The organism is Ornithinibacillus halotolerans (assembly GCF_014637405.1).
GTDB lineage: Bacteria > Bacillota > Bacilli > Bacillales > Amphibacillaceae > Ornithinibacillus > Ornithinibacillus halotolerans.
This window is the reverse complement of record NZ_BMEY01000007.1, coordinates 1-23,729: the sequence shown is the minus strand read 5'-3', so window position 1 is coordinate 23,729 and position 23,729 is coordinate 1. Positions and strand designations below refer to the sequence as shown.

The window sequence follows — 23,729 nt, the reverse complement described above, 5'->3', positions numbered from 1 at the left end:
AATCTACTTCTAATTCGTCCGTATTTCTTGTCTAATAAACCAATAATACGCAATAGCAAAGCAGATTAAGGTTGCTGCGATGAGACCCGTTAGTTGTGGCCAGACTAATAATAGACTTTGCCCAAGTGGCAGTGGTCCTGCTAATGCACCTACAGTTTGCTCCATCGTATACGGCCCAAGTGTTCGAACCTCTGGGGATAATAATGTTGTTGTTGACTCAGAGAATAAGTAACTTGGAGACAATCTTGAAATAGTTAAAATAGTCTCTTGTTTATTTAAAAATTCCTCCATAGTCGTAGTGTTTTCTGGATTGACATAGTTTTTACTAATGACATTAATAATCATATTATAAAAAACACTGAAAAATAGCCAAACTGCAATCCCTGACAATGCAGAAGTTGCTGCTTGTTTAAACCTAACAGAAAATAAAATACCTAAGTTTAACCAAAATGCAATATAGACGATACATAATAATAAAAAAAATACAATACGGATAAACTCTTCCAATGTTATAGGCAAACCAATAAGCAAAATTCCAAATGCCATTACTAAAAAACCTAAGGCAAAAATCAGCATCACATTGATTAATAATGCCGCTACAAATTTGGCATTAATTACATAATCTCTCGGAATAGGTTGTGCCATTAATCGAGTAAGCGTACCTTTATTACGCTCAGAATTAATGGCATCAAAACCTAATGCAATACCTAATAAAGGTCCAAGCAATGTTACAAATGTTAAAAACGATGGTAACGTTCCATCAGAGGTAGTAAATAATTTTAAAAACAAGTACGAGTCTTTAGCAATCTCCTTCGCTTCATCTGATTGTTCCAATGCATCTTGAATTGTCGTAATCGCTGTATACAAAGAACCCAAACAAGTTAAACCGATAATAACTAGTAATATGATGATCCGAAAACTTCTAATATAATCCGTAAATTCTTTTTGTACGATTGCCTTAAAAATCGACTGTTCTTTATAATTTTTATCAAGTTCATCATTGTTTTTTCTAAAGTTGATTTTATCTTTTATCTTTGTGAGTATCATTTGTTTCACGCCCTTCAAAATAGAGGTGATAAATTTCGTCTAAACCGAAGTTCTTTTTGCTTATATTAGAAAGGTCAACTTCGTAGTTCATGATAAGCTTGGCAATTTTAGGTGTTATGTCTTTTTGGCAGTGAATATCAATGGATGAACTACCTAAATAATCGATTCGACTCACTTCATCCAATTGCTGTAGTTCTTGAAGAAGTTCATCAGATAGTGGTTCTGCTTCAACATGGATAATAATAGCTTCACGTTCAAATAATTGTTCCGTTAACGATTCTACATTACCTTCTGCAAGTAATTTTCCTTTAACAAAGATCCCGACTCGATCACATATTTGTTGTACTTGATGTAGATGATGAGAAGAAAGCAGCACAGTAATCCCCTTTTCTTCATTTAATTCCTTTATTAAATGAAGTATCTCTCTTACCCCTTCTGGATCAATTCCTAAAGTTGGTTCATCTAAAATAATTACTTCAGGTTCTTTTATTAATACATCTGCTAAACCAAGACGCTGCTTCATACCACGAGAATACTTTCCAGTTTTTTTATGAATGGCGTCTCCGAGCCCGACTTGTTCTAATAACATATACGCCCTTTCTTCAGCTTCTTCCTTTGGGATTCCATTTAAGGAAGCGGTATACAATAGATTGTTTAACCCAGACATATGTTGATAAAAACCTAAATCATCAGGCAAATAGCCAACTCGTTTTTTTACCTCTAAAGGGTATTTTGTTGAATCAATTCCACAAACTCTTAATTGACCAGAAGTCGGTTCTGTCAGTCCTAACAACATAAAAATTGTAGTAGATTTACCAGCACCATTTGGACCAAGTAAGCCAAATATCTCACCTTGCTTAATCGAGAGTGACAAACCATTAACTGCAGGGATATCATCATAAATTTTCGTTAATTGTTGTATTTCTATAATCCCTTCACTCATGCCTATCTCCTCCCATATTTTCTAATGATGTAATACAAACCACCAATTACAACTAGTATGATAGCTACCCCAGCAAGTCCCCAAATCGTAGAAGTTTTAACAGACATTCGAATATTGGCATTGGAGGAGGCTTCAGCGGTTTTGGCACTAAATGTGGTTGCATAATCACCCGCTATGGCATCTTTTGGTGCTTTTATAGTCGCTTTTACATTAGAAGTTTGACCTGCTTTTAACACTGGAATCGTTTTTTGCTCAAATTCTACTTCCCAATTTGGAGGTGTAGAAGCATTTACATTAACATCTGTTAAGTCAACAGTCCCATTATTTTTAACTTCTAATTCAATAACAGTATCTCCACCAGCAGTTATATCTTCACTTAATTTTCCATCTGGAGTAGATAGTGATAAGTCATATGTACCAGTGACAACTGCTTCGAGTTCAATTTCACCGGACGTTGCTCCTGATTGAGCTTTAATTGGAATAGTGTACGTATCTGCTTCTGCATTAACTGCTGGTGTCACAACTACTTGAACTGTTTTCTCTTCATTTGGCTCTAAAGTGACAGAAGTAACCGCATTACCATCCACTTTGAATTGAGTAGTCCAACCTGTTGGTGCTTGAGCTGTTAATGAATAATGTTGTTGTTCAGCAGTTTGATTTTTTAATAATGCACTATATTCAAAAGCAGTTTCAGCATGTCCTTGCATATTCGTTTGTTCCGATGAAAAAAACGTTTCAAATGTCCCTTCCTCTGTCACATTAACCATTAAATTTAATCGACTTGTACTCGTTCCTTCTGCAACAAGATCAAAATCATATGAACCTTTTTCCACTTTTAACGGAACCGTAACTACTAATCGGATATCTTGTTCATCATTAGGTCTAATCGATAATTGTTCGATACTAGTTCCATTAGCTGTTATTTGGTAATCCCATCCATCTGGTAAGTCTTCTAATGAAAACTGTACATTTTCGATAGCGTTCCCATTATTAATAACATCCACAGAGTATTCTATATCCTCACCAGGAGTTTTAGACAAACCAGTGTAAGGTGTATAGATAGAGATTTCTGCAGATACAGTTGAGGCAAATAATACACCCCCTACTATCATAGTAAGCATGGAAATAATAATTTTCTTTAACATCTGATTGGTCTCTCCTTTTCTTTTATATATTCACTAAAGATACGAGAATTTTTTGGAATTGGATTTAATTTTTTATAATTATTCCATACTTTTTTGTTAAGATAGTTGGCAGAAAATAATAAGGGGGAATTAAAATGGATACAGAGCGGGATAAACACTTATTAAACCTAATTGCTGAGGGATCACAACATGCTTTCAATCAGTTCTATCAACATTATGTATCCTTTGTCCTTCAAATAGCAGTTAATGTAATAGGAGATCCAAAAGAGGCAGAGGATGTTTGCCATGATGTGTTTATTGAAGTCTATCAAAAACCAAATCAATATAATGCACATAGAGGCAGTGTGAAAGCATGGTTAGCGGTGAAAACTAGAAGCAGGTGTATTGATCGATTACGTAAAAATGAGCCAATTCTAGTAAATAAATTAGAAAAACTAGATACAGAACAAGCTGTTTTATTAGAGAAACATGTCTTAATGGATATAGAAAAAGAGATTATATTTAATGCATTGAATAAACTCCCAAATAAGCAAAAGGAACTAATTATTGGTGCTTATTTTGAAGGTAAAACACAAAGAGAACTTGCAGAAACCTACAATAAGCCCTTAGGTACAATAAAATCATCTATTAGATATGGATTACGAGCATTACGCAAACAAAAGTCATTACTCCAATGGGCAAAAGCAGATAGGGAGTGAAAAGAGTGAAACATTTAACAGAAGATATATTAGTAGATTATGTGTTAGGTTCTCTACATAGTGAGCAAATAAAAAATGTGAATAAGCATGTATTAATCTGTGAGGAATGCCGAGAAAGAGTATCTCTTTGGCAACAACTTACTGCAAAGGAAAGTGAATTAATACCTTCTAAAGAATTACAGCAGCGAATAATGGCCACGATTGACTCACAACCAAAATCAAAAAAGAAAAAGCACCAATTTTATTACATTGTGGCCAGCACAGCGGTAACCATTTTCCTTGCTAGCATTCTAGTATTCGTTAATCAAAGTAGTCATGATTTAACTGAATCAAAAGAAGAGTATATTACTGCACAGCATAATCTAATTCCTGAACAATCTTTTCTAAATAGGCCCGAAACAAATAGACTGGATATCTTTCCCGTATCATTGGATAAAAATATTAAAGGAGATGTTTGGTTAAACGAGGCGACGAATGAGTTAATCTTTCAAGTTGATGGATTGGAACCTCTAACCGCACATGATTATCAAGTTTGGTTAATCCATGAAGATAATGTTTGGAAAGATGAATTATTACAGTTTGAGAATGGAAGAGTACAAGTATACTATAAAGGACCAGATGTAGGAACGATTCGATTTATTAAAGTGAGTGTTGAACCAATAGGTGGAAGTCACACACCAACAGGACCAGAAACGTTGTTTATTGATCTACATCAATAGATGCCTCGGCGAGAGATCAGGTTACAGTGACATTTTAATAGGTTTTTTAGTACGGAATGGATACGAGAAGAGTTGTCAACGACATTTCGAGTGAAATTTCTGTTCAAATGTTTGTGAGGAAGACTATCAACGACATTTCGAGTGAAATTTTTGTACAAATGTTTGTGAGGAAGGCTATCATTAACATTTCACACTAATATTTTGCTCAAATGTTTGTGAGGAAGGCTATCATTAACATTTCACACTAATATTTTGCTCAAATGTTTATGAGAACGGCTATCATTAACATTTCACACTAATATTTTGCTCAAATGTTTATGAGAACCTCTTTCACTAACATTTCACTCATAATTTTTAGCTAATTATTTATGAGAACCTCTGTTACTAACATTTCACTCAAAATTTTTAGCTAATATGTTTGTGAGACCCTCTGTCACTAACATTTCACTAAAAGATTTTCGTCCAAATATTTATGAGATTTACACAACAAGTCCTATATAAAGAAAAAGCTTCCAGAATGCAAGCATCAAGGAAGCTTTTTCACGTTTATATAAACTCACTAATCAAAATGTCGTCAATAAAAATACCGATACAATTGCTCCGACAACGACAAAGATTACATTCAAACCGATCAATGCTAATCCAATGGCTATGAGCCCACCAACTAACCCAATGTATGGTTTATCAGGGATAACGGATAATATGCCTGGGAAAATCAACGCTCCCAATGCAGCATATGGAATGGCATTTAACCAACGATTCACCCAATCTTTAAAATGTAATTTATCTACTATAAAAGTTGGAATTATTCTCGGAATCATCGTAGCTAATGCCATACCAATAATAATTACAAAAATCATTCTCGTACCTCCTTCAGCAAGAAGACACCACTTAAACCACCAAGTACCGTTCCAGTCACAATTGCCCAACCACTACTCATAAATTGTAAGCATACTGCGTTAATTAACATAGCAATGACAGCAATGAGTCCTACTTTAAGTTCTTTTTTAACGGAAGGTACTAGTAATCCAATAAACATAGCATATAATGCAATTCCCATACTTTGACTAAGTGTATCAGGTATAATTTCTCCGAGAACACCACCAAGGAAGGATCCAATCACCCATGACAAATATGCCATCAAAGTTAAAGCAATATAAAACAAATGTCCCTTATCTTCCTTAGCCTCTTTCGTATGAAGGGAGGAAACAGCAAAGGTTTCGTCGGTTAACCCCATGGAAAGAGGTAATTTCCACTTTAAGTCAACATTACGCATTCGATTCATATACGATATACTCATCACAAAGTGACGAAAGTTTAACACAAATGTTGCAATAATTATTTCAATAGCTCCTGCACCGAGTGCAATCATATTAGCACCCATAAATTGACTTGCACCTGCAAACACCATGACACTCATTAAAGTCAATTCCGTTAGTGATAGACCAGCTTGTTTTGCCAGAACACCGTATGTAATTGCAATAGGAATATATCCTAACATAATCGGAAAACCAACGATAACTCCTCTCTTTATCATGGTATTTGAAGGCGATATAGTAGATTTTTGTACCGATTCCATTCGTCACTTCTCCCCAAGTAAAATTTCTAACTATTATAACTGATTTCAGATGACCTGGAAACATAAATGCCACAAAATTTTAAATTTTTTACGTTAAACTAATAATCTTTATAAAAAAATCTGTGTCATTAAAATGGTTATGAGCATCTTAATGACACAGACTGTTATTCCTAGCTATCTTGTTCTGTCAAAATAATTGGATCACCTTCAGTAATTACAATCGTGTGTTCGTACTGTGCAGATCGTCCACCGTCTACGGTTCTAGCAGTCCAATTATTACTATCCAACTTACTACGCCAGTCCCCTTCGTTTAACATCGGTTCAATGGTAATAACCATACCAGGTTTTAAACGAAGGCCTTTATTCGGTAAGCCAAAATGCGGGATATGAGGATCTTCATGAATAGTTGGTCCAATTCCATGACCAGTAAAATCACGTACTACTGAGAAACCTTCCGCTTCAGCATACGTTTGAATGGCATGGCCAATATCTCCGATTCTATTTCCAGCTTTTGCTTGTTCAATACCTAAATATAACGATTTTTTAGTAACTTCCATTAAACGTAAGCCTTTTTCATCGACATTCCCCACCGCATACGTCCAAGCAGAGTCAGCAAGACCACCATCCAGATTTACGACCATATCAATTGTTACAATATCTCCGTCCTGTAATTTGTCTTCTCTAGGGAAGCCATGGCAGATTTCGTCATTTATAGAGGCACAAGTTGCATAAGGGAAACCATTATAACCCTTTTGCTCTGGAACAGCCCCATGCTTTTCCAAAAATTGATCTACAAATGTATCGATTTCCATTGTACTAATACCTGGCTTTATCATTTTTGCAATTTCTTTATGAACTTGAACTAATAGATCCGCAGCCTTTTGCATTTGTTCAACTTCACGCTTACTTTTTCTAGTAATCATTTAATCGTCCTCTCTATTTAATCATCTTTCAATGCTTTTCAGTTATATTTATCATTTCATTAGTGTATCACATTTTATGGGTACTTTCATCACTACGACATGAATCCATTTCTTCAATTTTAATTTAGACTTTAATCACAATTACTGTACATTCGCCCGGTCATCAAATTATTGCGTACATACATTGTTATAGAGGAGGTGGCAGTAAATGAGCAATAAAGAAGGTTATGGAACTGGATTTGCTTTACTTGTTGTGCTATTTATCCTGTTAATCATCGTAGGTGCAAGCGGCTATAATAATGGTGGTAACTACGGATATGGTGGCGGTTGGTGGTGTTAAACTCCAACCTGTTAACAACTTTATATAACTAATTTTAGGAGGTGTTATTATGGGACGCGGATTTGAAGGCGGATTTGCGCTAATTGTAGTTTTATTTATCCTGCTTATCATCGTTGGTGCAGGCGGATATAATAGATACTAATTTCAAGAGGGGGAGTTAATCCCCCTCTTTTTATTTAGAAATACTCATGAATATGATAAATTTTACCATTTTCTATACTTGCTTCATCATTTAAAATATCAATTAACACTCCACCAACTGAATTCGTATCCCTCAGTTGGTTTGTTTCTTTATAACCCTTAAACTTTTCCACTTCTTTAAAGGACTCTTTTGAGCTAGAACGGATTGTTTGTTGCATCGAAGTATCCATTATCCCAGGATTAAATGCAATTATTTTATGACCTGTTTTCAGTGTTTCTTGTTCTAATGCTACTGTTTTTGTATACATGTTAATACTTGCCTTTGAACTACAATAGGCACTCCAACCATAAATAGCTCGGTCTGCCGCACCTGAAGTAATATTTACACCGATAAACGTTCTGTTCGCATTTGTCGAATAACTTAGTAGCTGATTCATTAATACAATAGGTGCAATTGTATTTATCTGAAAATGATCGATGATTGCCTGGTTATCTAATAAGCTAGCTTGATTAATTGGATCGATAACGGCAGCATTGTTAATCAGATATATTAATGATGGTGAGTATGATTCAATATCCACTTTTAGTTTTTCAATCGTATCTTCTAACTCATCAAGTTTGCTAACATCACAAGAATAATGGTGGAATTTCACATTATTTTTATGGGCAATTTTTTCCAATCGATCATTCTTACTTCTTGAAATCCCTAATACATGTATTCCTGACTCTAAAAATAACGTAGCAACTGATTCTCCTAACCCTTTAGAAACTCCTGTAATAATGGCAAGCTTCATTTCTCACACCGCACCTTCTCCGTTATACGAAACTATCGGCATCTTCTTTTCAATTCTTTCTCTGATTTCTTCCATTCTTCTCTGTAATCTTTCGTCTCTATCTTCTGGAGCAATTTTCTTATGTAAGGCAGCATATAAGGTAATATCACGTACTTTTAAGAAAAGCGGTAATAACTTCTCCCAATCCTTTGGTGGCTCCTTCTCTAGTGTATACCCTTTCATAAATGCAGTAAGAAAAGTTGCTGTAAACGAATTTTTTTCCTTCATACTTGTAAGATTAGTAAATAATGCAGAGCATGTATAATAAAGTGGTATAGCAATATCAGATACATGCCAAAAATAACAAGCATCATCAAAATCAAAAATAGAAATACTTTCACCATTAAAAAAGAAATTCCCGTAATGTATATCATTATGGATAAGTCCAAAGTCTTCCTTTGGTAAGCTGTGTAAAGCCTTCACTATTTCTTGTGTACGAGCAACGACTATATCATTATCGATATATTTATCTACTTCAAACAGATCATCTTCATACCAAAACTTACGAAGTTTTTGTTTTGGATGATAATTAACCGTTACTCGATGCATTTTAGCCGTTTCTCTACCCCATTTTTCAAATAAATCTTCATTAAATAATTCATCCGTTACTCTCAAAGCTTTACCTTGTACTTTTGAGAATAAGCAAGCAAAAAAGATCGTATGATCCTTCGCTATTTTCTTCTCAATATATGTTTCGTTTGAAGATTTATAAATAGTTGGAACGTTTACATGTTGACTGTTTAAATAGTTAATCCAATCCAATTCTCCTAATATTTCTTGCTCACTTCGATGAGAGCTGTGCGTTACTCTTAATATATAAGGATGATTATCTTTCATTACTTCGTATACATAATTTTCAAACCCACTTAAAACCTTATACGAATCATCAAGCTTAAACACCCTCAAAAAATAATCTAAAATATCTTTACTATAAACATCCTCTACTACCTTCTCCATATTATCCCCCCTTAAGTAAGGTTGGGACAAAGCCATCTCTTTTTTTAAAAAGACAAAACATGAACCTAGTGTATCTAGCTAGCCTAGGATATTTTACTTTAACTTCGCTTCGTCCCTACCTTATTTGTTATCTATTAGCTACTTCATTCCAATAATATACGAGTGTTTCCATACCTTTATCATAACTATTTAAAGGAAAACTTTCATTTGGGGAATGGAGTCTATCATCTGGTGTTCCAAACCCTAGTAGAACAATTGGCATATTATAAATGTCTTCTATCCACTCTACTACTGGAATCGAACCACCCATTCTTACAAAGACGATTTCCTTTCCAAATGCTTTCGTATAACTTTCTGCAGCTTTTTGAATTAATGGATGATTTGGTTCAACTTTATAAGCCTTAGCAGAAAGCTTTTCTTTTTTCACTTGAACGTTTACTCCTTTTGGAGCAACTTTTTCCACGTGAGATACAATTGCTTGCTGAATTGTATCTGGATCTTGCCCAGGTACTAAACGACAAGTAATTTTTGCAGTTGCTGAAGTGGGGATAATTGTTTTTGTTCCTTCCCCTTGATATCCACCGTATATACCATTAATCTCTAAAGTAGGTCTTGCCATCGTATGTTCTTTCGCCGTATATCCTTTTTCTGACACTGTTTCCGTTATACCGGTTGCTTTCACAAAGTCCTCACTAGGAACTTGTTTAATTAATTGTCTTTCTTCTTCGGCTAAATCTTCCACCCCATCATAGAATCCATCAATCGTTACAACTTCATCAACATCTTTCATTGATGCAAGAATATGAGATAATGCCATGATTGGATTACGAACAGCACCACCATACATTCCAGAATGTAAATCATGGTCTGGACCTGACACGGTAATTTCCACCCCAGTGAATCCTTTTAATCCGTAAAGAATGGTAGGCTGATTATTTGCAACCATACCAGAGTCAGAAATTACTGCAAAATCAGCTTGAAATAGATCTTTTTTCTCCTGTAGCATTGAATAAAGATTTTCACTGCCTATTTCTTCTTCCCCTTCTAAACATACTTTTACATTCAGTGGAAGTTTTCCTTCTGTTTTCATTAGTGCTTCAAATACAGCTAAATGCATAAATACTTGCCCTTTATCATCACTAGAACCACGTGCATATAAGCGGCCATCCCTAATTTCTGGTTGGAATGGGTCACTATCCCACAGTTCAATTGGATCTACAGGCTGAACATCATAATGCCCGTAAAGAAGAACTGTTGGAGCTTCTGGTCCTGCTTTTGTATATTCAGCATACACAATCGGATGTTTTTTCGTTTCGAGTTGTTTTATATTTTCAAAACCAATTTCTGATAAGTAAGTTTCTAAAAAGTTCGCTGCTTGTCTGACATCATTTTTATGTACACTATCGGTGCTAACACTTGGAATGGAAAGAAATTCATTTAGTTTTTGTAGTAGACGGTCTCGACTCTCCATTAAGTACGTTAATGCTTTTTCACTCATATAGACATCCCCTTCTCATTTATTGTGTATATTTTAGCATAGATTAGAATCGTTTAATATAAGTTAATAGGAGGAGTGAAAAATAAAATAAGCAGCCGTTAAGCTGCTCCAATTAATTTCCTATAGCTTGGTCCAAGTCTTCCATTAAATCACGAACATCTTCTATTCCTACTGATATTCGAATTAATCCATCTGTAATTCCTAATTCCATCCTTCGATCATATGGAATCGATGCGTGTGTCATTTTAGCTGGAATAGAGATTAAACTCTCTACTGCTCCTAGACTTTCTGCTAACGTAAAATATTTTATTTCTTTCAATATATTCTCTGCTAATTCTCCACTACCTACATCAAATGATATCATTCCACCAAATCCTGTTGATTGTTGCTTAGCAATTTGGTGTCCAGGATGAGTTTTGATTCCTGGATAGTATACAGACTTTACGTTATCATGGTTTATTAAATAATCGACGATTTCTTTACTGTTATTCTCAATCTGCTCCATACGAAGTGCAAGCGTTTTAATTCCTCGCATTAATAACCAGGAATCTTGAGGGCCTAAGACAGCACCAACTGAATTTTGGAGAAAATGGATTCTGTCCGCCAACTCATCCGATTGGACAGCAACAAGTCCTGCAACAACATCACTATGCCCGCCAATATACTTAGTTGCACTATGAACGACGATATGTGCACCTAAATCTAATGGTTGTTGCCAATATGGTGTAGCAAATGTGTTATCTACAATTAACAATAATTGATGTTCCTTTGCTATTTCGGCCATTTTCTTTATATCGGTAATTTTCAACAATGGATTTGTCGGTGTTTCAATGAAAATTGCCTTTGTATTTTTTTGGATAGCATTTTGTACCGTTTCCGGTTTCGTTGTGTCAATAAACGTGTGGTCTAGCTTAAATTTTTTCAACACCTTTGTCATTAAACGAAAAGAACCACCATACACATCATCTGTAATAATGACATGATCTCCTGCCTTCAATAACAACATGATAGTAGAAATTGCTGCCATTCCAGATCCAAATGCAAATCCATGTGAACCATTTTCTAAATTTGCAATCACTGTTTCCAGTGCATGTCGAGTTGGATTGCCTGTTCGAGCATATTCATAGCCTCGTAAATTTCCAACCCCATCCTGTTTAAATGTACTCACTTGATAGATTGGAACTGAAACTGCACCAGTTTGTTCATCTTGTGTTATTCCTCCATGAACCATTTTTGTTTTAGAACGCATTATAGACTCACTCCTTTCACTTTAGGATAAATGTGTTTACTCAAATAGCGGTCACTACTGTCTGGAAAAATAGTGACGATATTCGTGCCTTTCTTAGCAATTTTAGCTTCTTGTAATGCCGCATACATTGCTGCGCCAGAAGAACTTCCAACTAGCAACCCTTCTATTCGTGCAAGTTCCTCCACCATCTTAAATGCATGGTCATCTGATACCGTATAAACTTCATCAAAGAATGTTGGGTCTAAAAAGTACGGTAGAAATTCCATTCCAATTCCTTCTGTACGATGAGGACCAGGCTCTCCACCCGCTATAATAGAACCCTCTGGCTCTACAATAATTGTTTTAATGGCAGAATTCTGTTCTTTTAAATACTTAGAACATCCCATGAATGTTCCACCAGAACCTGCACCTGCTATAAATACATCTATCTCCCCCTCTAGATCCTTCCAAAGTTCTGGTGCAAGTGTCTTATAGTAAGTGTTTGGATTTGCGATATTGGAAAATTGTTGCGGAGAATAACTATTCGGGATTTGTTGCAGGAGTTCTTTTGTTTTATTTATTGCACCAACTATACCTGCCTCTCTTGGGGTATGAACAATCTCTGCCCCTAAAGCTTGCATAATGAGTTGTTTTTCTTTACTAAAATGTTCTGGAACGACAAATATTGCCTTTAAATTATACTTCCTAGCTGCTAATACTAATCCAATTCCTGTATTACCTGCCGTTGGTTCGATAATCGTTCCACCTGGTTGAATTTGTCCAGTCTTGAGTGCATCTCGAATCAGTTCTATTCCCAACCGGTCCTTTATGCTACCACCTGGATTGTAAAACTCTAGTTTTGCATAAATATTTACATCTTTTGGTAAGTCAAAATTATTTATCCTAAGCAATGGAGTGTGGCCAATAAGCTCATCTAAAGACTGGTATACAGTCATTTTATCCCCCCGTTATTTAGAATACTTCATGCCATTCATCCTTCTTACTAAGCATCTTATCTGCTATTTCTTTTGCGCCTTCTAGACTGTGATTAGCTGCCCATCCACATTGAACTTCATTACATGCTGGAACTTCAGTAGCTTGTAAAACGTCTCGTAAAGTTTTCTCCAAAGCTACTACAACATCATTATAGGAATCGTTATTAAGAATGGATAAATAAAATCCTGTTTGGCATCCCATCGGGCTAATATCTAATACATTTTCCATATGATTTCGAATGTTTTCCGCCATTAAATGTTCAATGGAGTGTAAGCCTGCCATTTCCATATGCTCTTTATTTGGCTGTTTGAAACGAAGGTCATATTTATACACTTTATCTCCGTTTAAACCTTCTGTGACGCCAACGAGTCTAACGTATGGTGCTTTTACTTTTGTATGGTCTAGATTAAAACTTTCTACATTCATTTTTTTCATTTCACATTTCCCCTTTTCCTTTTTTAAATTAGTAAATAGTTATCTATCCATTTTTTATAGCTATGATTAACCATACAAAATCATTCATTTGCTTAAAAGTAATCGAAAAATTCTTATCTTTAAATATTTTTTCAATCGTATCGGTTGTTGGGTAGTACTCTCTTTTTAGATCTTCTACTAAAGTTGTATAACCATTCCTCTCAGCTTCATCAATAACCTTTTGTTTTGCTGCTACTGATTCAAACATCGTATCGGCAAAAACAACTCGATCATTTTTTTCTAATAATGTTGTAAACTTTTTTACTGCAACTTCCTTTTCAGCATCTGTCAAGTGATGAAAAGCATACGTACTAACAATTGTTTGAATAGGTATATTTAGTTCTGGATATTGAAGAAAATCACCATCTAAAACAATAGTCTCTGGTATCTTTTTTTCGAAAATCTTACGCATCGCTTGAGATGGTTCAATACCAATAACATCATGGCCAGCTTGTAAAAGCTTTTTCGTTAAATTTCCTGTTCCTACTCCAAACTCAAGTACATTCCCCTTCGATTGCATCGTTACTTCTTGCAATATCTCATCGTAGTTCCGAAAAACCTCTCTATATTCAGGATCTATTCCAGCAACAGTTTGGTCATAATCTTCTGCCCATCCATCAAATATCTCAATAAACTCGCGACCCATTTCTCTCAACCCCATTCTAAACCACAGTAAAACACTATGTTTAATAAGGATTATATGTAAACGAGAGGTATATGTTGCTATGGAAAACAAAAATAGTGCTCCCATTTTTGGGAGCACTACCATTTATCTGTTTTGTGGAAATATACGTTCTATCATATTTCCAAATTCTTCAAAGAATCCCTCAATTGGTTCACCATTGTCTATATCATCTGCATAATTGTTTGCCAAATTTAAAAAGTCTGGGTTAGTGGACACGTATACATTTTCAATGGAATTATCTACAGACTGAACAATTTCAGAAATTCTCTTCTTAACATCATCAGTCAATTTATTCCCTTTATTATTACCATTATTGTTATTTGTATCTAATTCAGCGGCAACATACGCATTGTTATCCGTAGTAATGACATATGCATTATCAATTACATCCATCTTTTCGACAATTAAATCTGCCGCTTCTTCCGCTACATCATAGCGATTCGTTTCGCCTTCCTTGTCATTACGGTCATCTTTACTATATCGAACTTGTTCTGGACTATGGTAATTTCGTGTACCTTGATAATTATTTGGCTCTTCTAGATCACGTTGAAGTGTATAGTTTCTGTTATTATCTGGGTGATTTTGATATCTTACTGGTTCTATATTTTGATTTAACGTTCCTTCTTGTCCTCTACTCTCCTCATTATCCGCTCCACATCCAGTAGCAAATAAAAGGGTTGCCGCTGCCATCGTAATCAGTTTTTTCTTCATCAAACATAATCCCTCCCTTTCATTTTTTTAGTATGTAACAGCAATAACTGTTTATGCTAACTAGGGCTCGCCTTAAATTGGAAGGGACACCAATTTTGTATGTGCAAAATATATATGTATTAAGGGGAAGCTATAAATACCCTTGGAGTTTTAAGGAGGGGAAACCATGGACATTCCAGACTACGATAAAGCGCTATATTATACACTATGGGGACAATGGGATGATTTACTTGTACTAATGGTGCGTACAAAGGATGACATGTTATCCAAAAGAATACAAAATTTCCTACATGCTTACCATTATTCACTAGATAACCAAAAAATAATCGACTCACATGAGAATCTTCTTTACTATATTGACCATGCAATGAAATACACCACTCCAATGGCTATAATGGAAGTATAGGAAATAAAAACAGCTGATCTTTTTTATTGGATCAGCCGTTTTTTTTAGTCATTATTATTTCCTCTATGTTTCTTATCATGTTTATTTTTATGATGGTTATTATCTCTCCCTTTGTTCCCTTTACCATCATGTCTTTCATTATATTTCCAGTTTTTTTTATCTGCCTTCTCTACTCTCGGATGTTCTTTCTGTTTTTTATGTTGAATATTATATTTGTCATTATTCCGATTTTTGTTTTGGTATTGTTCATGATACTTATCTTTTTCGTTATGTTCATGCTTCTTTTCTTTTTTCTCTTTACCTCGATTATCCGATTCCTGCTTATCTTTTTCTCGTTTTTCATGACCTGGAATGATATGACTTTTTCCAAAATCTACTTTATGTTTATTATAATTATTACGCATTAGTTCATTGTGTTTATTATTTTTATTTGAGTTTATATCCCCATTTTTACCCTTTAATTCACTTGGATGCATTTCTTCCTTGGAGATCTCGATTAAATCTTCTTTCTGCTCAACGGAACTAGGTGTCACTATATCTTTTTCATTTGATTTTTCAATAACTTCGTCTTTGGAACTTATTTTTTTATTATGAAAAAATGATTCCAAAACCTCGCTGTCTTCTTCTGTAACAATAGCTTTTTCATGATTATGCACTTGCTCTGCTAACACTTCATTCATGGATAATTTCTTTTCTTCTGCTAGTTCTCTAACTTCTTCTGGAATTTTAACTGTAATTACTTCCCATTCAGAAGGTTTGCTTGCAAAATGTTTTTTAATAATCTGATCTACTGGATTTTTATCAATACTCTCTAGATAGTGGACGCCAATAACGACATTTCTGTATGTATTGACTAATCCTTTTTCTTCGCTTTTATTAATAATAAGATCAATAGCAACTTCCAGTTTTTTACCTTTTAGCTCTTCAATTTCGGCAAGAATTTGGGCTGCGTCATCATTAAATGGTGTAATGCCCAACACTTCATAGTCATCATTAATTTCCAGCTCGATACTAGGATTGATGTCAATATCTACAAAAGCATACGTTTTATTACTATTCATTACCATATAAAATGGGAATAATGCTATCAATAAGATACAAGCAAGTGTGATTACACGTTTCGTAACAAACATACTTTTCAATTGACTAAGCCATTGTTTCTCAACAAGAGGCTCATAATTCACTTCAAACCCTATATCCATATCTGTTATTGGATGAGCTTTTTCAAATAAACCATCACGAGTCATTACAATGGTATATTTTCGATGTTTCTCCATGATAATTCCTTTCTTCACTGGCCCACCCCCTTCAAGTAATCTTTGAGAAATACATAATCTCCTCTAAGAATAATGAATATAGCTAAGATAAATTTTCGATTTCTTTCCAACGTCTTTTTACTAACTTCAACTTTACTAGATAATTGCTTTATTGGAAGTTTTTTCTTTTGTTCCACGTATTCGCTTAATTCATGATTATCATGAATTAAGCGGGCAATGCTTACAGCTGTTTCACGAGCATCACGGTGCTTAGGAGCAACTTCAACTAAATCCGCTATTGATAATTTGTAAGTAGCAAGTTTCTTTTTAAAATCTAGGATTTCTTCTCGTCGGTACCATCCTTCTTGTTCTTGCTGATACTTATCTCTAACAGCCTCAATTTCTGTTGGGTTTTCCATATTCTCTTCATCATATGTTTCATCTAAAGATATGGATTGTGGATACTTATTTTGTGATCTAATATAGTCAATGACTTTACGCTTAATAACTAAATTAGCAAACGTTAAAAAGGAGCTTCCACGCTCAGGCGAAAATAACCGCATGGCATCATTAAAAGCGGTTAATCCAATACTAAATTCATCATCTCGTTCTGGATCAATATATCGTTTACACACCTCGGACACACATTTAGCAATGAAAGGTTGATACTTTTTCAGTAAATAATTTTGAGTATCTTCATCACCAGATTGTGCACGGGTAACTAATTCTTCCAAGGGGACTTCTTTTAAGAGTTCATGCTTCAAAACGCATCCCCCTATCATTAATATATTTCGTTTTTATTACATTTTTTTTGGGTGTAATATCTACTTCTATTAAAAAATCTAATCTATTTATATTTAAATAGGCCATAATTAACCCACCATTACATATATTTTTTTCTATTTAAGAATATGATAATCTTATCGTAATACTATTACAGCTTGTATTACTCCATGTTACAATTTGTTTAAAAATGTAGGTTAATACCCTTTTTCACGAAATTATGGCCGAATCTTTTATCTTATACTGTTTATTTCATTTCATTTATCGAAGTACTATTTAATCGATCGTAAAAATAATCTATTGGAACAAATAAACCTACTTTACCATGAACTTCATGATTTAAAGTTGCAAAGATAACACCAATGACTTCCCCATCCGAATTAATAATTGGACTACCACTATTACCTCTATAAACAGGTGCCTGGATCATAAGAACAGGTAATTCCCAGCTATTTAGTTCTGTATAGCCTATGATTGTCCCTTCATTTGCTATTCCATTAAAAGCTAATGGGTTACCTATAAAAGATATTTCTTCCTCTTCTTCAAATAACGTCTTCTCTGCTAACTTTAAATGCGGGAGTGCTTTTTCACTATTTACTTTTAATAAAGCAAGATCCACCTCTGGATACTCCTCAACAATTTCTGCTGAAAATAGCCCTTCTTCAGGAAAAGCAACTGTAATAGTTGTCCCTTCATCAATGACATGATAATTTGTCAGAATAAATCCATCATCTGAAATAGTAAAACCAGTACCCTTACTATCCCCTGTCTCAATGACAACGATAGCTTCCTTGTAGGCCTTAATATCGTCTTTAGTCGATAATTTTGCTGAAGTAATTAAGAAATCAATTGCAGGAATAGAAAAAGTTGATGGAAGGATGGCAATTACATTAATAAAAAGCGCAATCGCAATAAGCCAAAACATCCATTTTGGAAATGGACGTTTTGGCTTTTTGGACTGATGTTCCATAGTAGCTCTAATGAGTGCTTCTTTTCTTGCTTGTTCTACAATCTCATAAAGCTCCTCATCATCAAACTCTTCATATAAATCTTCATCAATAATGTCGGATTTTATATTTTCTTCTTTACTATTCATTTGCTAACACCCCATATTTGTACGTAACTACATCGCTCTCTGTGATACCCCTTGTTGCATTTTGTACATTTGATAGTAAGTGCCTTTTTCTGCAATTAATGAATCATGGTTTCCTTCTTCTATAATTTTACCATGTTCCAAGACAAAAATGGTATTAGCTTGTTGAATAGTAGAAAGCCTGTGGGCAATAACTAATGTTGTTCTACCTTTCTTTAATACTTCAAGTGCATTCTGGATGACTGTTTCTGTTTCCGTATCAATATTAGCTGTTGCTTCGTCTAATATTAGTATGGCAGGATCAAATGCTAGTGCACGTGCAAAGGAAATTAATTGACGTTCACCTAATGAATAGGTGCTACCGCCTTCAGTTACCCGTTCGTCATACTTTTTCGGCAACTTATCAATAAACCGGTCAGCTCCAACGGTTTTTAATGCTTCGATGGCTCTTTCTCGAGAGATTTTTGGGTCATTCATCGTCACATTGGAAAGGATCGTACCAGAAAATAAGAAAGGGTCCTGTAATACGATACCCATATGACTCCTAACTTGCTGTCTAGACCACTTCATAGTCGGATTGCCATCAATGGTGATTTTACCTTTTTGCGGATCATAAAATCGGAATAAGAGATTCATAATAGAACTTTTACCAGAACCAGTATGACCAACAAATGCTACTGTTTCTCCTTCTTTAATGGAGAAAGAAATATTTTTTAATACATAATCTTCGCCTTCATATGCAAAGGAAACTTGATCAAATGTAATATTACCTTTATAGCGGGTAATTTCCTTTTCATTGACTTCTTCCCCTTCTAAATCCATTAACTCAAAAACGCGTCCACCTGCTACCCTTGCTTGCTCTAACAATGGTAATTGATTAACAATATCACTTACTGGCTCAAATAATCGGGTTAGCAAGTCAACAATCGCATAAAGCATCCCAATGGATATAATACTATTCAAATCAAGGGAAGCAGAACCAAAGTACCAAATGAATGCAACAAACGCTAAGTTACGAAATACGGTAACTAAGTTGTATTGTGTTAAAGCACTTAACTTTAGTAACTTTCGTTGATACGTAAAATGTCTCGTATTTAGTTCTTCAAACTCACTCCTAGTTTGTTTCTCCCTACGAAACGCTTGAATGATTGGCATTCCTTGTATTGCTTCATTTATCTTTCCATTAATTTCACTCACTGTTGCACGAATGACTTTATTATATTTTGTTCCATAATATTTATATAGCTTCATCCAAATAAATATCAGTGGCACTAACAATAAAAACCAAGCTGCTAACTTCGCATTTAAAATAAACAATGCGACAAATATCCCGGCCATGTATATCGCACTTGTAATAATAATACTCAATACACGTTCATATAAATCACGAATTGCTTCTGTATCGTTTGTAACTCTAGCAACAATCGACCCAGCAGGATTATCTACATAATAATTAATTGGGATTGCTTGTGTATGTTCAAAAATATCATTTCGCATCTTTTTAACAATTTGATTTGAAGCTTTTTGTAATAAAAATGTTTTATAAAACTGAAAGATCGCTGCTATTAACAGTAATCCAACATATAATCCTAACAGTAATAAGATTGGCCTTTGCTCTGGTTGAAAAAATGTATATAAATCACTGGTAGATATTCTCTCACCGGTAAAACTAACTTCCTCTGTCTGTGACTTAATAGAAATCATATTATCGCTTACGGTTCTCTCCCCTATAAGAGGAACATCCCCTTTCACAAGATAATATTCTCTACCGATTTGTAAAATCGTATAAGTTGATACAATTTCTTCATTTTCTTCTAATCGGTCCCCACGCTTCAAATAATTATCTTGATATTCAATTGTCGTCCGGTCATCCTTTTCACTAACTTGATACCAAGTTCCTTCAATACCAACAATATGTTCGTCTATAATTGTTTTTGCGATTAATGGTCCAGCTAATTCTAATGCTGTAGCAATAATTAGAAATAGTATTCCTAGTAAAATTTGTTTTTTAAATTGCAAGGCATAATTAAATAATCTACGTTCTGTTGATCTCTTCTTCATTAGGAGATCACCTCCTCATCATCGAGCTGTTGCTGTTCATACTGTTCTTTATACCAGCCCTGATTCGCCATTAACTCTTCATGAGTCCCTTCCTCGACGATTTTTCCATCTTCAAGAACAATAATATGATCAGCATGAGTAACAGCAGACAGTCGATGTGCAGCAATAAGTGTTGTTTTGTTTTGTCGTTCCTTCCGTAAATGGTCTATGATTTTCGATTCTGTTTTTCCATCTACGGCAGATAATGAATCATCTAAAATTAATATCTCTGGATTTTTAATAAATGCTCTCGCTAATGCAACTCGCTGTTTTTGTCCTCCTGACAGAGTTACACCACTCTCGCCAACTTTTGTGTCGAGTCCTTTAGGTAATTGTTTAATATCGTCAACAAATTGAGCAAGCTCCATAACGCGATAAATTTCCTCATCACTTGCATCACTTTTACCAAATTGAATATTTTCCCTCACACTTTTAGAGAACATAACTTGATCCTGTGGTACATAACCAATCCAAGAACGAATTTGTTCAAGTGTAATACTTTCAATATTGACATCTGAAATAGAAACTTTTCCTCTTATTCCTGGATATTGTCTAAGTAATAATTTGAATAACGTTGTTTTACCTGCACCAGTCTTCCCAACAATTCCTATCGTTTGACCATTTATGATGTTCAAATTAATATTATCTAGTTGATTTATTTTTGTACCTGGATAGGAAAATGATACATTATCAAATTTAACAGTTTCTACTTTGGAAACTTCGATTGGTTGTTCCGGTTCTTTCACATCAACTTCATAGTTAATTGTTTCGTTCACTCGATCCAGTGACGCATTCCCTCGCTGTAATACGTTTATTAATTCACCAACAGCGAACATTGGCCAAATTAACATACCAAGATAGACGTTAAAAGAAACTAAATCTCCAAGTGAAATAACATTTTGGAAAACTAACATCGTTCCATAACCTAGACCAATCGTATAAGAGAGTCCAACTAATATTTTCATCGTAGGTTCAAACATCGCATCAATTTTAGCAACAGCAATGTTTTTCTCATACACATCTTCAGTCATTTTTTCAAATCGAGTTTTATCCTGTTTTTCCTGAACAAATGCTCGAATCACACGAACACCACGAATAGACTCCAATACTTCATTATTCATATTTCCAAAAGCAGCTTGTGCTTCTGTAAAACGAGCATGTATCGCAGCACCATATTTATTCATAATAATTGCCATAATTGGCAGTGGAATTAAAGCTGCTAAGGTCAACTTCCAACTAATTGTAAATCCCATCATTGCAATTAGCATGAACATGAATGTTGTCGAGTCTACTAGTGTTAAGACCCCAAATCCTGCTGTTTGGGCAATGGCCTTTAAATCATTCGTACTTCTTGCCATTAAATCCCCTGTCTTATACTTGCTATAGAAGGTTGGCGTCATTTTTAAAAAGTGATCTACTAGCTTTGAACGTGTCCATCGTTCTAAAATAACTGCACCACTAAATAACGTATAATCCCATAAAAATGAAATACTATAATGGACAACTATAAGTACTAAATAACCGACTATTATTATCATTAGCAATTTGGATGTCAACGTATCGAATTGAATCTGATCGATTGCAAACCCTAATAAACGTGGTGGTATTAACCCAATCGCACTCGCTACCATAAGTGCAATAACAGCAAACGTATACCGTTTCCAATAATGCTTAAAAAACCAATCCAACTTCTTAAAAACCGAAAACATAAAATCACCCACTAATCTCTTTGATTGTAATTATTACAGCTTTTTATTATTTATTTTTTGTTAATGTCTGAGAGTTAAATTACATCCTTACTCTGAGGGACAACGTAAGACAATTAACAACAAAAAAATGCATGCGCCAATGACGCATGCATGTAAAATCAAGGAACAAAAAAACAAATTCATCCCATATATTACAAAAAGGTCACAGCACACTGTGACCTTTAATAAACGATTCTGATATTATGTAAAAAATTAATACATACTACTCCGCTTATCAGAGGCCACATGAATTATATAGTTATATGCTTTTTCCATTACAATTACGTTTTCCATTTTCATGCCCTCCTTTTCATTAATTAATACTATCTCATTATAAATTGGTAAAATTAAGAAGTCAACATTTTTTGTAAATACTTATTCTCATTCTAATATTAAGAAATTTTAACCTAAAGTTTCTTTAACTTTTATTTTTATTTTTATTTTAGGTTTTAATATTGTTTTATTTGGGTATTAGGGAAAAAGGAAATAATATGTCCTATTGTTTCCTTCGATAACTCTGTTGCTAGTGATATTTCTTCTAGGGTTGCAAATGGATGTTTCTTAATATATGTACGTACTTTTTCAAGTTCTAACAAACAATCATTACACATGTAAAATGCACTATATTCTTTTGGTCTTTTACATAATCTACAATTATGTAAGTTCATCTCAATTGCCCCCCTTATTATTTTGTATATGATTCGAATACTGCTATAGTTTTTTTAGGGTCTTACATGAACAAAAGGAGTGATTATAATGCATCTTGATGATATGTTAGCTTACAATAAAATTTTCGTAGAAGGAAAAGAATATGAACAATATGCAACAGATAGTATCCCAAATAAGAAAATGGTTATTTTTACATGTATGGAGTCCCGCTTAGTAGAATTATTACATCGAGCACTTAATATCCAAAATGGAGATGTAAAGGTGGTTAAAAATGCTGGGGCAATTATTAGAAAACCTTTCGATAGTATTATGAAAGGAATATTAGTTGCCATTTATTCCTTACAGGCAGAAGAAGTTACTGTTATTGGTCACTATGATTGTGGTATGTCTAAGGTAGATACAAAAGCTTTAACACAGACAATGATAGAAAGAGGAATTCCCGAAGAAACGATTCGTACATTACAACATAGTGGAATCGATTTTGATGATGAATTTCATGGATTTGAAACAGTTGAACAATCTGTAATGCAAAGTGTTAACTTAATACGAAACCATCCACTCTTACCTCCATATGTTAAAGTTCACGGTTTAGTTATTGATCCAGACACAGGTAAAGTAGATGTTATAACGAGAGGCTGGGACAAAACCCCAGTAAATTAATATAAGCATGGTCCTTACCAACGTTTTAATGGTAAGGACCATGCTTATTATTTTTTGCACGCAATTTTCTGATATTAAAGTAAACAAAAAGGACACC

General features: G+C 34.4%; 26 protein-coding genes. 6 read left to right on the top strand and 20 right to left on the bottom strand.

Annotated elements, in window-relative coordinates:
* Positions 1-9: 9 nt before the first annotated feature.
* The 3 genes from IEV35_RS08165 to IEV35_RS08155 are packed head-to-tail and all read right to left on the bottom strand — an operon-like array spanning position 10 to position 3,135.
* Entirely contained in the window at positions 10-1,047 is a 1,038-nt protein-coding gene (locus tag IEV35_RS08165; RefSeq protein ID WP_188384182.1) for an ABC transporter permease, read from the bottom strand.
* Positions 1,022-1,990, bottom strand: a complete 969-nt coding sequence (locus IEV35_RS08160) for an ABC transporter ATP-binding protein (RefSeq protein ID WP_188384181.1) — start codon at positions 1,988-1,990, stop codon at positions 1,022-1,024. Before IEV35_RS08160 ends, IEV35_RS08165 begins: the two co-directional genes overlap by 26 nt.
* A 2-nt stretch (positions 1,991-1,992) precedes the next feature.
* The gene (locus IEV35_RS08155) at positions 1,993-3,135 is read right to left on the bottom strand and encodes a COG1470 family protein (protein WP_188384180.1); all 1,143 of its coding nucleotides are present in this window, start codon (positions 3,133-3,135) and stop codon (positions 1,993-1,995) included.
* A gap of 134 nt (positions 3,136-3,269) precedes the next feature.
* Between IEV35_RS08155 and IEV35_RS08150 the strand changes: the two genes are divergently transcribed.
* Together IEV35_RS08150 and IEV35_RS08145 are read left to right on the top strand one after the other, a co-directional pair.
* Positions 3,270-3,833 carry an RNA polymerase sigma factor gene (locus tag IEV35_RS08150; protein WP_188384179.1) on the top strand — a complete coding sequence of 188 codons (564 nt, stop codon included), beginning with the start codon at positions 3,270-3,272 and terminating at the stop codon, positions 3,831-3,833.
* A 5-nt stretch (positions 3,834-3,838) separates the two neighbouring features.
* Positions 3,839-4,552, top strand: coding sequence for an anti-sigma factor (locus IEV35_RS08145; RefSeq protein WP_188384178.1), 714 nt, complete (start codon positions 3,839-3,841; stop codon positions 4,550-4,552).
* Positions 4,553-5,115: 563 nt separating this feature from the next.
* On the opposite strand, the gene IEV35_RS08140 is transcribed toward IEV35_RS08145, so the two are convergent.
* The 3 genes from IEV35_RS08140 to map form a co-directional block, all read right to left on the bottom strand.
* Positions 5,116-5,412 carry an AzlD domain-containing protein gene (locus IEV35_RS08140; protein ID WP_188384177.1) on the bottom strand — a complete coding sequence of 99 codons (297 nt, stop codon included), beginning with the start codon at positions 5,410-5,412 and terminating at the stop codon, positions 5,116-5,118.
* A complete protein-coding gene (locus IEV35_RS08135) occupies positions 5,409-6,131 on the bottom strand; it encodes an AzlC family ABC transporter permease (RefSeq protein ID WP_188384176.1) in 723 nt (240 codons plus the stop codon). Before IEV35_RS08135 ends, IEV35_RS08140 begins: the two co-directional genes overlap by 4 nt.
* Positions 6,132-6,301: 170 nt before the next feature.
* Positions 6,302-7,054, bottom strand: a complete 753-nt coding sequence (map, locus tag IEV35_RS08130; RefSeq protein WP_188384175.1) for a type I methionyl aminopeptidase — start codon at positions 7,052-7,054, stop codon at positions 6,302-6,304.
* Positions 7,055-7,262: 208 nt separating this feature from the next.
* Here map and IEV35_RS08125 point away from each other — a divergent pair, with 208 nt between their 5' ends.
* Together IEV35_RS08125 and IEV35_RS08120 are read left to right on the top strand one after the other, a co-directional pair.
* Positions 7,263-7,394, top strand: coding sequence for a YjcZ family sporulation protein (locus tag IEV35_RS08125; RefSeq protein WP_188384174.1), 132 nt, complete (start codon positions 7,263-7,265; stop codon positions 7,392-7,394).
* A gap of 49 nt (positions 7,395-7,443) precedes the next feature.
* Positions 7,444-7,536 carry a YjcZ family sporulation protein gene (locus tag IEV35_RS08120; protein ID WP_188384173.1) on the top strand — a complete coding sequence of 31 codons (93 nt, stop codon included), beginning with the start codon at positions 7,444-7,446 and terminating at the stop codon, positions 7,534-7,536.
* Positions 7,537-7,570: 34 nt separating this feature from the next.
* Here the strand turns inward: IEV35_RS08120 and IEV35_RS08115 are convergent, their stop codons facing one another.
* The 8 genes from IEV35_RS08115 to IEV35_RS08080 all read right to left on the bottom strand — a co-directional run bounded on the left by IEV35_RS08115 (position 7,571) and on the right by IEV35_RS08080 (position 14,917).
* Positions 7,571-8,329 carry a (S)-benzoin forming benzil reductase gene (locus tag IEV35_RS08115; protein ID WP_188384172.1) on the bottom strand — a complete coding sequence of 253 codons (759 nt, stop codon included), beginning with the start codon at positions 8,327-8,329 and terminating at the stop codon, positions 7,571-7,573.
* A 3-nt stretch (positions 8,330-8,332) separates the two neighbouring features.
* Complete coding sequence (locus IEV35_RS08110; RefSeq protein WP_188384171.1) at positions 8,333-9,325, bottom strand: phosphotransferase enzyme family protein; 993 nt, start codon at positions 9,323-9,325, stop codon at positions 8,333-8,335.
* Positions 9,326-9,452: 127 nt separating this feature from the next.
* On the bottom strand, positions 9,453-10,823 hold the full coding sequence (locus IEV35_RS08105) for a dipeptidase (RefSeq protein WP_188384170.1): 1,371 nt from the start codon (positions 10,821-10,823) through the stop codon (positions 9,453-9,455).
* Positions 10,824-10,935: 112 nt separating this feature from the next.
* A complete protein-coding gene (locus IEV35_RS08100; protein ID WP_188384169.1) occupies positions 10,936-12,072 on the bottom strand; it encodes a bifunctional cystathionine gamma-lyase/homocysteine desulfhydrase in 1,137 nt (378 codons plus the stop codon).
* Positions 12,072-13,007, bottom strand: coding sequence for a PLP-dependent cysteine synthase family protein (locus tag IEV35_RS08095; RefSeq protein WP_188384168.1), 936 nt, complete (start codon positions 13,005-13,007; stop codon positions 12,072-12,074). The genes IEV35_RS08100 and IEV35_RS08095 overlap by 1 nt, the downstream gene beginning before the upstream one ends.
* Before the next feature lie 16 nt (positions 13,008-13,023).
* Complete coding sequence (locus IEV35_RS08090) at positions 13,024-13,482, bottom strand: S-ribosylhomocysteine lyase (protein WP_188384167.1); 459 nt, start codon at positions 13,480-13,482, stop codon at positions 13,024-13,026.
* A 43-nt stretch (positions 13,483-13,525) separates the two neighbouring features.
* Complete coding sequence (locus tag IEV35_RS08085; RefSeq protein WP_188384166.1) at positions 13,526-14,167, bottom strand: class I SAM-dependent DNA methyltransferase; 642 nt, start codon at positions 14,165-14,167, stop codon at positions 13,526-13,528.
* Positions 14,168-14,290: 123 nt separating this feature from the next.
* Complete coding sequence (locus IEV35_RS08080; protein ID WP_188384165.1) at positions 14,291-14,917, bottom strand: YhcN/YlaJ family sporulation lipoprotein; 627 nt, start codon at positions 14,915-14,917, stop codon at positions 14,291-14,293.
* 166 nt (positions 14,918-15,083) lie between these two features.
* Between IEV35_RS08080 and IEV35_RS08075 the strand changes: the two genes are divergently transcribed.
* Complete coding sequence (locus IEV35_RS08075; protein WP_188384164.1) at positions 15,084-15,323, top strand: YhdB family protein; 240 nt, start codon at positions 15,084-15,086, stop codon at positions 15,321-15,323.
* Between the two features lie 44 nt (positions 15,324-15,367).
* On the opposite strand, the gene IEV35_RS08070 is transcribed toward IEV35_RS08075, so the two are convergent.
* The 6 genes from IEV35_RS08070 to IEV35_RS08045 all read right to left on the bottom strand — a co-directional run bounded on the left by IEV35_RS08070 (position 15,368) and on the right by IEV35_RS08045 (position 22,971).
* Complete coding sequence (locus tag IEV35_RS08070) at positions 15,368-16,618, bottom strand: anti-sigma-I factor RsgI family protein (protein ID WP_188384163.1); 1,251 nt, start codon at positions 16,616-16,618, stop codon at positions 15,368-15,370.
* On the bottom strand, positions 16,615-17,361 hold the full coding sequence (sigI, locus tag IEV35_RS08065) for an RNA polymerase sigma factor SigI (protein ID WP_188384162.1): 747 nt from the start codon (positions 17,359-17,361) through the stop codon (positions 16,615-16,617). Before sigI ends, IEV35_RS08070 begins: the two co-directional genes overlap by 4 nt.
* A gap of 248 nt (positions 17,362-17,609) precedes the next feature.
* Positions 17,610-18,458, bottom strand: coding sequence for a S1 family peptidase (locus tag IEV35_RS08060; protein ID WP_188384161.1), 849 nt, complete (start codon positions 18,456-18,458; stop codon positions 17,610-17,612).
* Between the two features lie 27 nt (positions 18,459-18,485).
* Positions 18,486-20,516 (bottom strand): ABC transporter ATP-binding protein, encoded by a 2,031-nt coding sequence (locus IEV35_RS08055; RefSeq protein ID WP_188384160.1) that lies wholly within the window; start codon positions 20,514-20,516, stop codon positions 18,486-18,488.
* Positions 20,516-22,264: an ABC transporter ATP-binding protein gene (locus tag IEV35_RS08050; RefSeq protein WP_188384159.1), complete on the bottom strand. Its 1,749-nt coding sequence runs from the start codon at positions 22,262-22,264 to the stop codon at positions 20,516-20,518. Before IEV35_RS08050 ends, IEV35_RS08055 begins: the two co-directional genes overlap by 1 nt.
* A gap of 488 nt (positions 22,265-22,752) precedes the next feature.
* Positions 22,753-22,971, bottom strand: coding sequence for a hypothetical protein (locus tag IEV35_RS08045; protein ID WP_188384158.1), 219 nt, complete (start codon positions 22,969-22,971; stop codon positions 22,753-22,755).
* Between the two features lie 88 nt (positions 22,972-23,059).
* Here IEV35_RS08045 and IEV35_RS08040 point away from each other — a divergent pair, with 88 nt between their 5' ends.
* Positions 23,060-23,632 (top strand): beta-class carbonic anhydrase, encoded by a 573-nt coding sequence (locus tag IEV35_RS08040; protein ID WP_188384157.1) that lies wholly within the window; start codon positions 23,060-23,062, stop codon positions 23,630-23,632.
* The last annotated feature ends 97 nt before the right edge of the window (positions 23,633-23,729 follow it).

Excerpts from the sequence above, each read along its gene's own strand:
- IEV35_RS08165 (WP_188384182.1), bottom strand. The coding sequence starts at position 1,047 with ATGATACTCACAAAGATAAAAGATAAAATCAACTTTAGAAAAAACAAT.
- IEV35_RS08160 (WP_188384181.1), bottom strand. The coding sequence starts at position 1,990 with ATGAGTGAAGGGATTATAGAAATACAACAATTAACGAAAATTTATGAT.
- IEV35_RS08155 (WP_188384180.1), bottom strand. The coding sequence starts at position 3,135 with ATGTTAAAGAAAATTATTATTTCCATGCTTACTATGATAGTAGGGGGT.
- IEV35_RS08150 (WP_188384179.1), top strand. The coding sequence starts at position 3,270 with ATGGATACAGAGCGGGATAAACACTTATTAAACCTAATTGCTGAGGGA.
- IEV35_RS08140 (WP_188384177.1), bottom strand. The coding sequence starts at position 5,412 with ATGATTTTTGTAATTATTATTGGTATGGCATTAGCTACGATGATTCCG.
- IEV35_RS08135 (WP_188384176.1), bottom strand. The coding sequence starts at position 6,131 with ATGGAATCGGTACAAAAATCTACTATATCGCCTTCAAATACCATGATA.
- map (WP_188384175.1), bottom strand. The coding sequence starts at position 7,054 with ATGATTACTAGAAAAAGTAAGCGTGAAGTTGAACAAATGCAAAAGGCT.
- IEV35_RS08125 (WP_188384174.1), top strand. The coding sequence starts at position 7,263 with ATGAGCAATAAAGAAGGTTATGGAACTGGATTTGCTTTACTTGTTGTG.
- IEV35_RS08120 (WP_188384173.1), top strand. The coding sequence starts at position 7,444 with ATGGGACGCGGATTTGAAGGCGGATTTGCGCTAATTGTAGTTTTATTT.
- IEV35_RS08115 (WP_188384172.1), bottom strand. The coding sequence starts at position 8,329 with ATGAAGCTTGCCATTATTACAGGAGTTTCTAAAGGGTTAGGAGAATCA.
- IEV35_RS08110 (WP_188384171.1), bottom strand. The coding sequence starts at position 9,325 with ATGGAGAAGGTAGTAGAGGATGTTTATAGTAAAGATATTTTAGATTAT.
- IEV35_RS08105 (WP_188384170.1), bottom strand. The coding sequence starts at position 10,823 with ATGAGTGAAAAAGCATTAACGTACTTAATGGAGAGTCGAGACCGTCTA.
- IEV35_RS08100 (WP_188384169.1), bottom strand. The coding sequence starts at position 12,072 with ATGCGTTCTAAAACAAAAATGGTTCATGGAGGAATAACACAAGATGAA.
- IEV35_RS08095 (WP_188384168.1), bottom strand. The coding sequence starts at position 13,007 with ATGACTGTATACCAGTCTTTAGATGAGCTTATTGGCCACACTCCATTG.
- IEV35_RS08090 (WP_188384167.1), bottom strand. The coding sequence starts at position 13,482 with ATGAAAAAAATGAATGTAGAAAGTTTTAATCTAGACCATACAAAAGTA.
- IEV35_RS08085 (WP_188384166.1), bottom strand. The coding sequence starts at position 14,167 with ATGGGTCGCGAGTTTATTGAGATATTTGATGGATGGGCAGAAGATTAT.
- IEV35_RS08080 (WP_188384165.1), bottom strand. The coding sequence starts at position 14,917 with ATGAAGAAAAAACTGATTACGATGGCAGCGGCAACCCTTTTATTTGCT.
- IEV35_RS08075 (WP_188384164.1), top strand. The coding sequence starts at position 15,084 with ATGGACATTCCAGACTACGATAAAGCGCTATATTATACACTATGGGGA.
- sigI (WP_188384162.1), bottom strand. The coding sequence starts at position 17,361 with ATGATAGGGGGATGCGTTTTGAAGCATGAACTCTTAAAAGAAGTCCCC.
- IEV35_RS08060 (WP_188384161.1), bottom strand. The coding sequence starts at position 18,458 with ATGAATAGTAAAGAAGAAAATATAAAATCCGACATTATTGATGAAGAT.
- IEV35_RS08055 (WP_188384160.1), bottom strand. The coding sequence starts at position 20,516 with ATGAAGAAGAGATCAACAGAACGTAGATTATTTAATTATGCCTTGCAA.
- IEV35_RS08050 (WP_188384159.1), bottom strand. The coding sequence starts at position 22,264 with ATGTTTTCGGTTTTTAAGAAGTTGGATTGGTTTTTTAAGCATTATTGG.
- IEV35_RS08045 (WP_188384158.1), bottom strand. The coding sequence starts at position 22,971 with ATGAACTTACATAATTGTAGATTATGTAAAAGACCAAAAGAATATAGT.
- IEV35_RS08040 (WP_188384157.1), top strand. The coding sequence starts at position 23,060 with ATGCATCTTGATGATATGTTAGCTTACAATAAAATTTTCGTAGAAGGA.